The sequence below is a fragment of the Comamonas testosteroni genome (genome assembly GCF_030505195.1).
Classification (GTDB): Bacteria; Pseudomonadota; Gammaproteobacteria; order Burkholderiales; family Burkholderiaceae_C; genus Comamonas; species Comamonas testosteroni_G.
This window is the reverse complement of the sequence record NZ_CP129673.1, coordinates 1-12,176: the sequence shown is the minus strand read 5'-3', so window position 1 is coordinate 12,176 and position 12,176 is coordinate 1. Positions and strand designations below refer to the sequence as shown.

The 12,176-nt window shown below is 53.8% G+C and carries 15 protein-coding genes; 5 read left to right on the top strand and 10 right to left on the bottom strand.

Going from position 1 to position 12,176, the window contains the following annotated elements:
* Nucleotides 1-246 precede the first annotated feature (246 nt).
* The 3 genes from QYQ99_RS27465 to QYQ99_RS27455 all read left to right on the top strand — a co-directional run bounded on the left by QYQ99_RS27465 (nucleotide 247) and on the right by QYQ99_RS27455 (nucleotide 2,542).
* Nucleotides 247-636, top strand: a complete 390-nt coding sequence (locus QYQ99_RS27465; RefSeq protein WP_034367569.1) for a hypothetical protein — start codon at nucleotides 247-249, stop codon at nucleotides 634-636.
* A gap of 132 nt (nucleotides 637-768) precedes the next feature.
* Nucleotides 769-1,224, top strand: coding sequence for a LexA family protein (locus QYQ99_RS27460; RefSeq protein ID WP_080750476.1), 456 nt, complete (start codon nucleotides 769-771; stop codon nucleotides 1,222-1,224).
* A gap of 7 nt (nucleotides 1,225-1,231) precedes the next feature.
* Nucleotides 1,232-2,542, top strand: coding sequence for a Y-family DNA polymerase (locus QYQ99_RS27455; protein WP_034367564.1), 1,311 nt, complete (start codon nucleotides 1,232-1,234; stop codon nucleotides 2,540-2,542).
* A gap of 92 nt (nucleotides 2,543-2,634) precedes the next feature.
* On the opposite strand, the gene QYQ99_RS27450 is transcribed toward QYQ99_RS27455, so the two are convergent.
* Both QYQ99_RS27450 and QYQ99_RS27445 read right to left on the bottom strand, forming a co-directional pair.
* Nucleotides 2,635-3,042, bottom strand: coding sequence for a hypothetical protein (locus QYQ99_RS27450; protein ID WP_157839544.1), 408 nt, complete (start codon nucleotides 3,040-3,042; stop codon nucleotides 2,635-2,637).
* 222 nt (nucleotides 3,043-3,264) lie between these two features.
* Entirely contained in the window at nucleotides 3,265-3,597 is a 333-nt protein-coding gene (locus tag QYQ99_RS27445) for a hypothetical protein (protein ID WP_034367562.1), read from the bottom strand.
* Between the two features lie 130 nt (nucleotides 3,598-3,727).
* Here QYQ99_RS27445 and QYQ99_RS27440 point away from each other — a divergent pair, with 130 nt between their 5' ends.
* Nucleotides 3,728-4,198 carry an SWIB/MDM2 domain-containing protein gene (locus QYQ99_RS27440; RefSeq protein ID WP_157839543.1) on the top strand — a complete coding sequence of 157 codons (471 nt, stop codon included), beginning with the start codon at nucleotides 3,728-3,730 and terminating at the stop codon, nucleotides 4,196-4,198.
* Between the two features lie 151 nt (nucleotides 4,199-4,349).
* Here the strand turns inward: QYQ99_RS27440 and QYQ99_RS27435 are convergent, their stop codons facing one another.
* Genes QYQ99_RS27435 through QYQ99_RS27425 form a run of 3 tightly spaced genes read right to left on the bottom strand, consistent with a single transcriptional unit; the run spans nucleotide 4,350 to nucleotide 6,273 of the window.
* Entirely contained in the window at nucleotides 4,350-4,949 is a 600-nt protein-coding gene (locus tag QYQ99_RS27435) for a hypothetical protein (protein ID WP_052084780.1), read from the bottom strand.
* 11 nt (nucleotides 4,950-4,960) lie between these two features.
* Nucleotides 4,961-5,689: a hypothetical protein gene (locus QYQ99_RS27430; RefSeq protein WP_034367557.1), complete on the bottom strand. Its 729-nt coding sequence runs from the start codon at nucleotides 5,687-5,689 to the stop codon at nucleotides 4,961-4,963.
* A gap of 2 nt (nucleotides 5,690-5,691) precedes the next feature.
* Nucleotides 5,692-6,273 (bottom strand): hypothetical protein, encoded by a 582-nt coding sequence (locus tag QYQ99_RS27425; RefSeq protein ID WP_034367553.1) that lies wholly within the window; start codon nucleotides 6,271-6,273, stop codon nucleotides 5,692-5,694.
* Between the two features lie 80 nt (nucleotides 6,274-6,353).
* Between QYQ99_RS27425 and QYQ99_RS27420 the strand changes: the two genes are divergently transcribed.
* On the top strand, nucleotides 6,354-7,115 hold the full coding sequence (locus QYQ99_RS27420; RefSeq protein WP_157839542.1) for a hypothetical protein: 762 nt from the start codon (nucleotides 6,354-6,356) through the stop codon (nucleotides 7,113-7,115).
* 14 nt (nucleotides 7,116-7,129) lie between these two features.
* Here the strand turns inward: QYQ99_RS27420 and QYQ99_RS27415 are convergent, their stop codons facing one another.
* The 5 genes from QYQ99_RS27415 to QYQ99_RS27395 all read right to left on the bottom strand — a co-directional run bounded on the left by QYQ99_RS27415 (nucleotide 7,130) and on the right by QYQ99_RS27395 (nucleotide 11,684).
* Nucleotides 7,130-8,590 carry a DNA cytosine methyltransferase gene (locus QYQ99_RS27415; RefSeq protein ID WP_157839541.1) on the bottom strand — a complete coding sequence of 487 codons (1,461 nt, stop codon included), beginning with the start codon at nucleotides 8,588-8,590 and terminating at the stop codon, nucleotides 7,130-7,132.
* Nucleotides 8,591-8,719: 129 nt separating this feature from the next.
* Nucleotides 8,720-9,034 (bottom strand): hypothetical protein, encoded by a 315-nt coding sequence (locus QYQ99_RS27410; RefSeq protein ID WP_157839540.1) that lies wholly within the window; start codon nucleotides 9,032-9,034, stop codon nucleotides 8,720-8,722.
* 289 nt (nucleotides 9,035-9,323) lie between these two features.
* Complete coding sequence (locus tag QYQ99_RS27405) at nucleotides 9,324-9,659, bottom strand: hypothetical protein (RefSeq protein ID WP_131367706.1); 336 nt, start codon at nucleotides 9,657-9,659, stop codon at nucleotides 9,324-9,326.
* A complete protein-coding gene (locus QYQ99_RS27400) occupies nucleotides 9,640-10,164 on the bottom strand; it encodes a hypothetical protein (protein ID WP_052052891.1) in 525 nt (174 codons plus the stop codon). Before QYQ99_RS27400 ends, QYQ99_RS27405 begins: the two co-directional genes overlap by 20 nt.
* A gap of 62 nt (nucleotides 10,165-10,226) precedes the next feature.
* Nucleotides 10,227-11,684, bottom strand: a complete 1,458-nt coding sequence (locus QYQ99_RS27395) for a replication initiation protein (RefSeq protein WP_034396707.1) — start codon at nucleotides 11,682-11,684, stop codon at nucleotides 10,227-10,229.
* Nucleotides 11,685-12,176 lie beyond the last annotated feature (492 nt).

Here is a 12,176-nt window from a genome sequence, read left to right as displayed (position 1 = left end):
CATCCGGGTTTGAAAAAGACCTTGCGGCCAATAAGAAGCTGTTTGTTTGTGGAGGCCAGCTACCTCACCTTTCGCTCCCAGGAGGAACAAATTAGATTTGCCAAGTATGCCTGTGCCACCCCGTACAGCTCAGTACTCGCATTGGGCCAGTTTGGGCAGAAGCTTGCATTCCTGAGGCTCCGGCTATGGTGTTTATGTGAGGCCGATACGGGCCACGAAGAACGACACTTTTCCAGGTACTCAACAATGCAAAACCAAACCACCGCTGAACTGACCGCCCTCGAACTGGCCTTGCGTCAACTCAACAGTAGCGATCTGTGCAGCTTGGTCCGTAACGAACAATCCGCAACGACCTTGAATCAAGTCTTTGAAAACCAGTCCGATCAACTGCAGCAGCTGGAGCTGATGAACAACAAGCTCACACTGGCTCTGAAGCGCGTGACTGCCGTGGCCATCTCCGTTATGTATTCCAGCAAGAAAGATCAGGTCAGCCGCGAGTTCTCGCACGACGAATTGCTGGCAGTGGCCACCACCGCTGAACCCATGCGCCAAAACGGTGTTGCCCAGGAAGCGGTCTACCGTGCAGCATGGTCCCTGGTGCAAGAGCAACAAAGCACCGACTACACGCTGCACTGAGAACCACCGCAAGCCGCACGAAAAACTCGGGCCATGCTCACATCCAGCAAAGCTGGCTTGTGACCATGGCCTTTTTGCTGAGTCACGCATTTTGCTAAACTGTATATATATACAGTACACCGCAAAACCGACATGCAGCCCCACCCTCTTCCCCTACAGCCACTGCCAATCGACGCCAGACCATGCTGGTTGATCGGCGTCTCAGGCGCTGTCAGAGCTGGATTTCCTAGCCCTGCCGAGGACTTTTCCCAGTCTCCAATTGATATCAGCAAGCTACTGATTCCTCATCCCCAGGCGACGTTTTACTTCCGAGTCTCCGGTGACTCGATGGTGCTGGCCGGATTGCATGATCAGGACTATGTACTTGTAGACCGCGCTATACGCCCGGAACCGGGTCATATCGTTGTCGCAGTCTGGGACCAGGATTTCACAATCAAATACCTCCGAAAGCGCGGCTGCTTCTACCTCGAAGCCGCGAACCCCACCTACCCAAAGATGGTTCCCCGCGAAGGACAGACGCTGGAGATCTTCGGCGTTGCACGCACTGGCTTGCACGCGCTTCCCGGTTTCAATATCCGGCCCTCATAGGTGCCCTATGTTCGCCCTTTTAGACGCTCACAACTTTTACGCATCCGTAGAGGGGGACATGCGGCCTGCGCTGCGCTCACACCCCTATGTGATCCTTTCAGCAAACGATGGAGCTGTTGTGGCCCGATCCGAGCTGGCGCGTGCCCTGGGGGTCAAGATGGGAGAGCCGTGGTTCAAGCTCAAGGATCTGCGCGAGCTGAAAGGCTTAATGGGGCTGTCCGCGAACTTCACGCTGTATTCCGACTATTCAACACGCATGCACAGCCTGCTTGCAGGCCTTGCTGAGCACACAAAGCCCTACTCCGTCGATGAGTCCTTCAGCTACCTGGGTGACATGCGCGGCGACCATACAGAGCGGGTCTGGCGCATGCGAGAGCGTGTTGGCCAATGGCTAGGCTTGCCTATGGGTGGGGGCATTGGAAAAACGCTCACGCTTGCGAAGCTGGCCAGCCATATTTCCAAGCAAGCTTTTCGTAGACCAGGCACCTACCCCGCAGAACTGGCCCATGTATGCAACCTTGGCCAGTGTGCGCCCTCCCTACTGCGGGACTGCATGGCGAATACGCCCGTCAACGAGGTGTGGGGTATAGGCCGACGCTACTCTGCGCAGCTGATCGACGGCGGCATTCTCACGGCATTGGATCTGGCCAACATGGATGCGGGCACTGTACGTGCAAGGTGGGGAGTCAATATGGAGCGCACCGTGCGCGAGCTGAATGGCATTGCTTGCATCGATGTCGAAGGCTCTAGCACGCGCCAACAGATCATGTGCTCACGCTCCCTTGCCAAGCCGGTGGAGTCCTGCCACGAGTTGCAGCAGCTGGCCAGTCTGTTCGCATCCAATGCTGCGCGCAAGCTTCGCCAGCAAGGCTCCGTGAGCAAGGCAGTTTCCGTATTTGCGATGAGTAGCCCATTCCGTGATGGCCCGAGATTCGCACGCTCCCGCGTCGTACCCCTAGCCAGAGCGACAGACGACTCCCGCAAGCTTTGTACTGCCGCAGCAGCTGGAATGCGGAGCATCTTTGAAGCGGGCTATGACATCGTGAAGGTAGGCGTCATGCTGATGGACATCAGCTCGCGCGAAGAGGCCATGGCCCAAGGCCAATTGCTGTTTGATGATTGTGCGGACGTAACAAACGAGGGGCCGCTGTCGTCTAAAGAACATGCCCTGATGCTGGCCGTCGATGCCGTCAATGAGCGCTATGGCCGACATTGCCTGCGCACAGCGAGCACCACCGTGAAAAGTTACAGCAGGCAAGAGCTTAGAACCCCGCACTACACGACGAATCTCCAGGATGCGCCAATTGCCAGGGCGTGACTGCAGGAGCTGGTGCTAATTGACCATCGTTCCGATGCAAGATGATCGGCCTGCTTACACAGACCACCGGCAGCAATCGACCCATTGCCGTCCTAGATAGCAACAATGGTGCAGCGCGTTAGTGGCACTTCCATCTTAATTTCATAATCGATCACACCGCTGCGCTTTTGCCGAAAGCCCTGTCGAACATAAACGAACTCTTGCTGAAGCAGATGCAGCTCAATGCGCCAAATCGGAGCGTCAGGAGCAAAGCCGATAGCATCTACAAGAGACTCGGTGTCGTAACTGCCAATCTTGACAGAGCACCAATGAGTTGAACAGCTACTGCCTAGAGGGTTAGGTCGTACAGTCTGCATTCCATTTTTATTGCATTCGAATGTGCTCGGATCAACTCTTGTGTAGTGATAGAACACATATGGTGGCGACGTAGTTGTTAAACGTGAAGGTCCCACATTCCATTCATGATGAACGTAGTTACCCGGAACAAAAGGATCTGCCATGCAATCTCTTCCAAATAGAGAGGCAGTGTAGACCATTCGTAGCGAGCAAAGGAAAGAGCGAATCGACCAGCAGCCTTGTCAGCCTCAACCGGCACAGACGGTCAGTTCAACCGGAATACTCTCGTGACAGCTTGGAGAGCTAGAGAGTTCTTTTGACAAAAAGGTGTGAGTTCCCGGCGGAAGAGCCAGGACCACACACCTGACCGGCTACTCCCAACGAATTTATGCCGTTGGGTAGATTTCTTTCGGCGCATCCGGCCACTCTTTGCGAATAACGTCGAACGAACCTTCGCGCCACAAACGAAGCAGCGCCATGGGATCTTCGCTCTGATTCTCCAGAACATAGTTAAGCAACGCATTCCACATTGGCCCCACCGGCTGCTCAGCAGCTTCCACCAGCTTCACCTCGACATCCGACGCATTCAATCCCCCGCCAAGGTTCCACCATGGAGTCCAAGAACCATCAGCATTTTTGAAGCGTGCCTGGTACTTGCCGCCGTTCGCGCCAATCCTCTTTTCAGTGTTGGGCGAGGTTCGATTTGGAATGCAGCTCATGATTTCCTGTGAAAGTCTGTGAAGGAATCCGAACCTTAGAAGCGTCGAAGCTGTACTCTTCAATGCTGCGCGACCCGTTTTGGGCAAGTTCACGCTCCAAATACGAACCACGCAAAAGGAAGGCCAAGAAATGAGCAACCTAGTCTGTGATTTCTACGATGACGATGGCGCACTGGATGGCCCATGGCACTGGTCTACAGTCCTCTGCCGTGGGTGCTTTGAAAGTCATATGGACTGGCGGGTTCGCGTCAGTCCGACGAGCGAATCCTGGGAAAAGTGTGAGCGCTGCGGGAATCCGCCATGCGAGAGCCTTGATAGTTCCCTGGATGCTGATGACGATGAGCTGCCCTCTCCAGCAGAACCAGAAAAGCCAGAAAAACTGCTTTCACCGTCCCAATCCATCGCTCTCATAATTGGTCACGAACGAATCAGTCATGCTGAGGCGGTGCGCAGGGTCTACGCCTACATCGAGGCGAATGCGCTTCATGATCCTCAAGCTCAACGCATCATCCTGTGCGATAGCATCCTGGAAGCAGCTCTCGGCGTACCCAAAGTGAGTCTATTCACCTTACCAAAACTGGTCCAAAGCAAGCTCCAGTAAGGCAATGGCCGTGGAAAGAGGCGGCAACCAGAGAATCCCAGAACCGTCCTAGATAGATACCCGCTTCGAGGCGATTGTTGCTGGTGGTGCAGTAAAAGCAGGCCGGTCATTGCGTATCTGCATGATGGGCAATTAAGGCCAGCGCCCATACTCAACGCGGTTGCCCCCAGGTCACATCCAGAATCTCTTCAATCTCGGTCACATCGTCTTCGTTCACATAGAACGGAATGACGGCTAAGCCCACGGCCTTTGCTGCGGCGTAGCGATGATTGCCACCGCTGAAAAAAGCTTCATCTTTAACGCGAATCACAAGCGGCGGGGTCATTGGCATCCCACGGCGCAGATGAGCTATCACCTGGGCCAGTCGCCAATCAGACCCGTGTGACCACAGCTCTTTTTCCGTGTCGCGGCGGCAGTAGCGGGCCAGATTTTGATCGAACTCGCGCAGCGGCATGTGACCCAAGCGCAGGCCATTTGGGTACATCTCAAGCATCGCATGCTCGGGCACTCCATCCATTGCGAAGTGCTGGCCAGCTTGGGAATAGTCCCAGTTGAAAACAAGTGCAGGCCACTCATTTACCGGCTTTCCGAGGTACAACGCGCCCTCCTCCTGCAGCGACTTGTTGTATGCCATAGAAGCTTCGTACTCATCCAGAGTCAGGCCACAACTCTGAGCATTCTGTCGGTCGATGATCTTGGCCAAATGGTCCTTGTCTATGCTGGCCAGCAGCTGCTTGAAATCTGAACCCATCCCAACGTCCCTCACCATACGAAGCCACTCATGCCCACAGCCCTTGCATAGAGACTGCAGGCTATGTGTACATCACTCCAGACGAACACCCCGTTTCTCTGGGTGATACGAACTTGACCTGAATGCAAGAAGCGCTGGTAAGAAATGACCAACTTCTTCTGACGGTTGATCAGATGCTCGAAGAGGCTTTCTGCGAACTGCAATTGCTCGACACTCACCTTCACTTTTCCAATTCGAGCAACCGTCTCCCTGGCATGAATACTGAACAACCCCCAATCCGTACTTTCACTCGGTAGCTCTTGCATCACTGCGTGGAAGTGGGCCAAAAACTCCACAATCGTCACGGCTGGAGCCTGGGCCTGGACCGGTGTACGAGCCTTAGGCTTGTGGTCGATGAACGCATTGAACGTGGACACCAGCTTATCAAGCACAACCTGAGAAATGCCAAAACTCTGTGCGTCTGAAGGCAAGAGAACTTGCAAATGCACTACTACCTGCGGAACCAAGTTCGGGGTCTTTGTTGCCAGTGGAACGATGTTGTCGGCCCGCTCCAGTACGAGGGAGCCGTCCTGCCGAATCCACTCCTGAAGCGTGCGTTTGTCACCGTAGCGAATTGTCGCGCCTGGAAGACCCAACTGTTCAAGCGCCGCGCGAAATGCACGCAGCCAAGCAGTGACGCGACCGATTTCGTCCTCCCGAACCCAGCGGCTCAATTTGTGCTTTTCGTACTGCTTGGACATGCTCAGCTGCTCACTGCTCCTAACAGGTCAATCTCATGAAACTTCAGCGCAACCAGATCACGCAACGTTGGAAGTTCGCTCGCCTGGTTGAGCCTTTCAGCAAAAGCCTTGAGCTGGGGATTTTCATGCAAGAACGCCGAATATCTTTCACGATTCAAACTTGCGGGTGTGGAGTCTAGGGCTGCACTGATCGAATCAATCATCTTGCCCATGACGGCCCTCTTCATCCTCTCATGCAGTGCTGCAAGCACCCCAAATACAGCAATCGCAGCCTTGAGAACGGTCAGAAAGTTATCTTCGCTTCCATTGATCAGATCTTTAGCAGCTAACGCTCCGAAAAGCAGGCCGCCGCCGCCAAAAATGGCAGTGTGCATTTGAACCTGTCGATTGGGCTGTCTCAAGTACGTTGCGACCGCCGCATCAAATTCCTTGGGCTTGTGAACCAGGGCATCGATACCCGCGCGCACACCGCCGCCGTATGCGCGCTCTGCAAGTTGCAGGCCGTAATAAACACCCTGCACATCGTTTTCCTCCATGAAACCAACCATCGTCTCTTGCTCGGGTAGCTTGTCCCGTTCGATCATTTCATTCCTCTCCGTTTCTTTGTGACAATCCCAGCAGCCAGCGCCTGATGATTGGGCACCAGCAGTGTATGGGGGGAACCATGAATCAACGCCGACTTTTAGCCATCGTCTCTGTCAATCAAGAGAACCGGGTTCGCTGCATGTTCCCCAACTGCAATCACCCGATCCACAAGCGTATCTACGTGGTGGACGATGCTGGTGACATCAAGCTCATTGGATCTACATGCATTACCAAGGATGGCTATGCTGCAGGTATCGACTTGAGCCAGCCTGCCTATTCCGTATCGTCTGGCAATGGCCGAGAGCTGACTGAGGAAGAGCGCCAGATCCTGATCAGCAATACCCACGAGCTTCTTGCACGCTTGAAAAATGAATACGAAGCCCAGCTGGCCAGTGAGGCTCTGCAGGCACTGGCCATGTCCCAAGCACTTGCTGCAAAAGCTCGCCCTACCAACTCTCCACCGTCCAGGCCTACCCCAGCTGCCATGGCACCAAAGCTGGTCGTTGGGGAGGCTCTGCGCAATGCACTGCCGCCCTGGCCATGGGTTGATCCACTTCGCTCTGTCCTTTTCATACAAATGGCGGACGGGAGCAGCTGGCTGCGCGTGCAATCGAGAGACAGCGGAAGCCATCACCTGATCCCGTATCCAGAATTTGTGGGATGGCAAGACTACCTGCCCAGCCATCTCGGCCATCTCAATTCCACCCGCGACGGAATTGAAGTTCCCAGCATTGGCCCTGCCCTCATGTTTCTTCGCGCTCAGAAACCAGTTTGTGAATCTGTGTGTCGAGGCTTCGCACAGGCACGCCAGATGGCCAGACAGTACCACCCGCATCTTTGATGGGTGCAACGCACTCACGCTGCAGCGCTGAACAATTCACTTTGCCCCACGGGCACAGTCTTGCGCAGCTGCTGCAGTGCGGTCTTGACGCAGTGACCAAACGAATTAGCCCAACGCAAGATCTCACGCCCAGCATGCTCACCGAGCGATGAAGCCGCACCGTAAGTGACGCTTTGTCCCAGCAACTCATTGGCCTTGGTCTGGGGCAGGCCTTCAATCAAATGCTTAGGAATTCCTTTGCACGCTGCATGCTCGATGGCTGTAGGCACGCGCAGCAACTCAGGGTTCGTCGGGTGCTGAATTTTCGGGTCGGTGCTGCGGTTTTTTGTGATGCCCTTAGTCAACGCACCAATGAACGTGTCTTCGGCCTTGAAGACGCGCATCATGAAATTCTTCCCCGCCTCTTTGTCGCGCTCTTGCTTTGCTTTGAGTCCGTCCATCGTTGACCAACGGTCCTTCACGACTTCCTCTGGCTCCAATACATCTGCCAGAGTGCGCGACGAGCACGCTGGCTTGCTGGCCATGGCCTCGAAATTAAAGTCTATCCCACGCGATACAGCCACCATATAGAAGCGCTCACGGGCTTCCAAATCACCGAATTCCGGGCCGCTAAGAACGCGCTCATGCGTCTCATAGGCCATATCGCGCAGTTGTTGACGAAGAATGCATGCACTGGCTGAATTGCCCCAGGGGATCACATTCTCAAAGATGCACACAGATGCGTTCAGCTTGGCCAGGAGGGCAATTGCTCCGGCGACCAGATGCCCCACATCCGGGTGAGCTTCGGGCATGTCTGTACGTCGCTTTGCTCGGCCCGCTTTGGAGGCACCAGAACACGGAAGGCCCATGCAAACAACGTCAACCTCACCGATGCGGTCCATCACCATTTCATCGAAAGCCAGCTCCTGCAAAGGAAGGTTCAATACGATGGTGGAGTCATTGAGTAATTCGTTGTATTCCAACGCTTGTTCTGTGAGGTCTTCGCGGATCTCATTGAAGGCGTGCAGATGCGCCTTGATACCGGCCTTGCGCAGGCCCGCATGTAACGCGTGGTCCAGCACTCCACCGCCGCTGGCTACCCCCGCAGTGGCGAGACTCTTGCCCGCCTTCAAGCGCTCCATCAAACGCTTGACGCGGCGAATCAAACGCAGCTCCGAGGCCATAGGAGAGACAAAGACTTGACGTTCACCGAAGACCACGCGGATGGCCTTGCACCCCATCAGCGGAGCCAGGGCGGTGGAGTCTCGGACATCGATGATGGAATCAATGCGCCCGTCCTTCTTACGCTCACGGCGAGCGACTTTGTTCGTGCCCTGCTCTTGAAGTTTAAGCACGACACCGAGGCCGTAGGGTTCAACAACAAACTGATGTCCAGGCTCAAAGCCCGAGTTGAGAAGTCGCTTGCCCTCAAGCCAAAGACGAGGCGATCCATCGCGCTCACTGAGTTTGCGAGTTGTGACTGTGTGCATGCTCATGGGGAAATCCTTGAAACGATGCAATCAGTCTTTCATAGCCCTGAAAAATGCAAGCGCTACCTATTCGCCAATGCAGAAGCGGGTAGCGCAAGACAAAAGCAGATCGAGGAGGCCATCAGCTTCACTCAGCTATCGCTGGATGCTCTCTGGGTTCACTCCATGAACAGAGCTGTTTTCTCCCTGCTCTATTTCATCCAGAAAAGCATACACATCGAGCAGTCCAGGTTGACCGTCTTCAGGTGATAGATCACGCCCTTCCTCGACTCCTGCGAAGAAGGCATCTGAATCAGCAGTGCCGACCACATACGGGCATGGCACCTTCGGCAACCTGTCAATACGAACACGCAGCGATGCCAGTACACCTTGCATGTATGGCTCGCTGCGTGGAGCGCGCCCAGGCTTGAAAGCCTCATCGAAAACAGCTTGAGCTGTCAGTTCCTTCATGACGTACTTCCTAGCGTATTGCAGGCTTTGCATGGGATGCCGCGTTTCGCAGCTGTGATGGTCCCGAAGATCATGTAATCGCTCTCAGCGCCGCAGCGTCTGCAGGTCATTTTGCACAGCGGCTTGCCTATGTCCTCCGGCTTGCCGGAATCCACTTGGCCAGCATCGCTGACATGCATCAACACGCGAGGCTTCGTGCGCTTAGGTAAGGTTTCTGGGAATAAGTCGTCGATCAACCGACGCGAAACATTCTCCACTGTCGAAGTTTTTCGCATGCGAAAAAGTCGCCTTACTTTCCTCGTGCAAACGGAGCAATTTTCGTAGAAGCTGCTGGCCAGTAGACCATGGGCTTGATGCCCTGTGCAGCGGCTTCTTTCTTGATTGTTGTGGTTGAACCAAACCCGTGCAGATGAAGCTCAGTTGCACCAACTTCCTTGGCCAAAGCAAGAGTAGCGCGGCAGGCTGCGATCTTGGTTTGGTAGACATCCTGCCGAAACTTTTCGGGGTTTGCCTTCGCTGCAGCTTCTTGTTCGTATGGCACGAACCAGTAGCCCGGAGCATCTTCAAAAATGGTGAAAATCGCCTGCTTCATCCCCTCACCTTTTTCAATTTGTGGACCAGCCATGGTAGCTGAACGCAGCTGCAATTTTGCCTGTCTTGTCCAGGGGCAAAGCCTTTTGCATCTCTGCCTTCACACGCTCGCTGTCTCCCATCTCCATGATCGAATCGAATTGGCGCTCACCGAAATCGAAGACCGTGTAGAAGCTATAGCCGGGGTTAGTGAATCCATTCAAGAACAGGCGCAGCATGCACTGCACGCGCTCATTGATATTGTCTTTGCTCAGGTCATAGAAAGACCGTTGATAGAAGTACAGCCAGCATCCCAGCTCAAAGTGATTTTTCGCATGGTCTACCTCATCCATTTCTTCCCAGTGGTCCATGCTCAGGCCTTTGCGCTCAGCGCAGGCGCGCACGTTTTGTGCATCCCTTTTCAGCTGTGCACGGACAGCAGCAGGAATCGGTGCTTTGGCATTGATGTCGATGATGAAGGGCTTGGCCTTGGCACTTGCCTTCGCACCTGGCTGAATTGCTGGTGCGACAAACCCAAATAGATCGGCGGTCTGAAACATGCTGGACTCCTGTTGTGACTGACAACCAGAGTACCGGCATCGTTAAAAATGCAAGACCAAACTCAGTAGGTAGTCGCCACGGCCTCAGCTAGGATCGCTTGCTTTGCCAACTCACGCTCTTCGGCAGAAATGGCACCATAGACCGTTTCGCCGTACCAGTGCCTGAACATCGACATGCTTCCGGCACGGTTGCGCCGTCCGATGTTGAGCTTGAATCGATCATCCTTCAGCGTGTCGTTGTACTTGGAGAACAGAGCATGGCGCTGCTCTGCAGGCATGCCATCAACCATCCCTTGTAGCTCGGTTTGCCGACGCAGCATGACTCGCCTATCGATATCTTCAATCGTCACTGTGTCTTCGACATTAGACCTGCGGGCATCAGGCACTACGTCATCAACTTCGTTGCGAACAGCCGAGACGAAGATAAGCCCCATCACCTTCGCGCAATCGGGGTAGTCCTTGAAATACTTGTGCTCCAAGCTACGCAAGAAATACTTGTGTGGGTGCTTGAGCTGGTACTTTTCAAACTTCGAGCGGTACAGCGTGTGGGCGTATGCGTTTTGTATGTCCTCGATGGAGTACTTACCGAAAAGGCTGAGGATGTCACCGTTAGGGAGAGGCCAGCCTTCAAGGAAGCCACGCATCTGAGCATGCGCAGGTGTTTCGCTGATGCCAGAGAGAACTTCTTGCCGGTTGTTTTTCAGCTTGATCAGCAGACGGACCTGATGAACGAATTTGCCCCGCTTGATGACATCCAGCTCAACGTTGAACCGGGTCTGCATCGAAACCTCATGGATCGATGGAATCAAATATCGCTCGCTGAAGCCGCTCCATGTCTCGGCCTTCTTCGGAATGTCCTTGGCCATGATCAGGCCACGCAGCATTTCCCATGGCATCAGTGCGGAGTGCTGGATACCAGCATCCTGGCAGACGAGTTCGTACAGCCGTACCGAGCACTGAAGCTTGAGAGCGGCCATCTCGCGCTCTTCGAGCAACGCGTATCGATGGTCTTTAGAAAAAAGATGCTCAACATCGCTGTTGATCTTGAAGCGCACTTCGCCAGATTCGTACAGGATGGTCGGCACGAACACAATCCACACCAGCTTGGGATTCTTCAGATCCTTCGACGCCATGTCGAAGTGCATCTTGATCTCCTGCATCGAATTTGCGACTGCAGAGATGTGGGTGCGATTGTTGGTGTTGAGGTTGAGTGCAACCTTCAAATCCGAAAATGGCATCGACCAAAAACCATCAGCATCGCGCTCTTGCGTCTGGACGCACTTGATGATCATGTTCATCAGCTTCTGCTGATGATTTGTCTGCAATGTTGCAGTCAACGAATGGATGAGCGGATAGTTCTTCCTGATGGACTCAGGCCGAGCTTTTGCTGCTCTGACGTTGACGCGGCGAAATCGCTTTTTCGAATCAGGTTCGGGGTCAGGGAAGCCAGACAGGCCAATTTGCCGGTCAGCATCGGTCATCGGCAGATTGAATTCTTCTGCTTCAACGTCTTTGGCCATGGCTTCGCCCTTTTTGTTGCCCTAACCAAGACAAGGAATTTTCCTGATCCTGGAGCCGATTTGAGAAAAATTTATTGATTGCCAACGGATTATCACCCCGGAATTTATTCATTTTTTTGCAGGATTGCAATAGGTGTGCACTTGCTCATCGCGCGCACCGTAAAAACATAGATACCTAGAGGCATAGATACTATAAGGACTTAATTAAGTTGTTTGTTATCAACAACTTATAGAGCAATGACACCCTTTGATTGGTACGAAGAATGCCGGGTATTGGTACTTCAACACCCCTCAGTTGGTACGTTGCAAGCCTTAATTTGTGCTGATAGCTCCCTTGTTTTGGGAAATTTTTGGCGTAAACAGGAAAAAACCGCACCCAGTCCGAATTTTGTCTCGATAGCTTTTCAGCAGCGACCCTTTTAGAGGGATGACTCCCTCAGCCATGCAGAAAAAATTGCTCGTTTAGCACCCTCTCAATTGTACGGTAGACCC